1 protein-coding gene is annotated in these 600 nt (G+C 70.2%); it reads right to left on the reverse strand.

Features of this window, described 5'->3' with window-relative positions; all coding sequences use genetic code 11:
• Positions 1 to 600, reverse strand: a 600-nt coding sequence (locus D9R14_RS22730; protein ID WP_121625950.1) for a cadherin-like domain-containing protein, incomplete at both ends; no start/stop codon positions are given.

The following is a 600-nucleotide window of genomic DNA, read 5'->3' on the forward strand; positions in this document are numbered from 1 at the left end:
CGAGCGCAACGGTGCCGCCGACCGCCCCTCCGACGCCCGTCACGGAGAGCGTGTCGCCATCTATGTCCGCGTCGTTCGCCAGCAGGTCCGCGGCGGCGATGACCAGCGGCGTGTCCTCCGCCGTGGTCGCCGTATCGGCGGTGGCGATGGGCGCATCGTTCACCGGCGTGACGGTGACGTTCACGGTCGCCGTGTCGGTCCCGCCCTTGCCGTCCGACACCGTGTAGGTGAAGGAGGCATCGCCGTTGAAGTCCGCGTCCGGCGTAAAGGTGATCTCGCCGGCGTCAAGTGCCACCGTCCCGCCGACCGCACCGCCGACGCCGCTGACGGTCAGGGTCTCACCATCGACGTCGGCGTCGTTCGCCAGCAGGTCGGCGACGGCGATGACCAGCGGTGTGTCCTCGGCTGTGCTGGCCGTATCGCCGGCTGCCACCGGCGCATCGTTCACCGGCGTGACGCTCACCGCCACGGTGGCCGTGTCGGTCCCGCCCTTCCCGTCCGACACCGTGTAGCTGAACGAGGCGTCTCCGTTGAAGTCGGCATCCGGCGTGAAGGTGATCTCGCCGTCATCGAGCGCAACGGTTCCTCCGACCGCGCCGC

The organism is Xanthobacter tagetidis (assembly GCF_003667445.1).
Taxonomy (GTDB): Bacteria; Pseudomonadota; Alphaproteobacteria; order Rhizobiales; family Xanthobacteraceae; genus Xanthobacter; species Xanthobacter tagetidis.